The 545-nt window shown below is 62.9% G+C and carries 1 protein-coding gene; it reads right to left on the reverse strand.

Features of this window, described 5'->3' with window-relative positions; all coding sequences use genetic code 11:
* On the reverse strand, positions 1 to 545 hold a 545-nt coding region (locus A5782_RS08525), incomplete at both ends, for an NAD(P)/FAD-dependent oxidoreductase (RefSeq protein WP_197694161.1).

A 545-nucleotide genomic window follows, 5' to 3' on the forward strand; every position in this document is an offset into this window, starting at 1 on the left:
TCCAGCATGATCCGCGACGCCCGAAACTCCGCACGCCGATGCACCAGGGTCACACTGCGAGCAAACCGCGTCAAAAACGTGGCCTCCTCCATCGCCGAGTCCCCACCACCGATCACCGCGATGTCTTGATCCTTGAAAAAGAACCCATCACAAGTCGCACACGACGACACACCCCGGCCCAGCAGCTCCTGCTCCCCAGCCACCCCCAAATAGCGGGCCGCCGCCCCCATCGCCAAAATCACCGACCGCGCCCGCACCGTCTCACCCTCGCTGGTGGTCACCGACTTCACCGGACCCTGCAGCGACACCGATTCGACGTCTTCCATCCGCAGATCCGCACCAAAACGCAGCGCCTGCTCCCGCATCTGATCCATCAACTCCGGACCCGTGATGCCATCGCGGAAACCCGGGAAATTCTCCACCTCGGTAGTCGTCATCAACGCCCCACCAAACGACGTCCCCTCAAACACCACCGGCGCCAACTGCGCCCGCGCCGAATACAACGCCGCGGTATACCCAGCAGGACCCGAACCGATAATGATCAC

Origin of the sequence: Mycobacterium sp. 852002-40037_SCH5390672, from assembly GCF_001665875.1 — a bacterium.
GTDB lineage: Bacteria > Actinomycetota > Actinomycetes > Mycobacteriales > Mycobacteriaceae > Mycobacterium.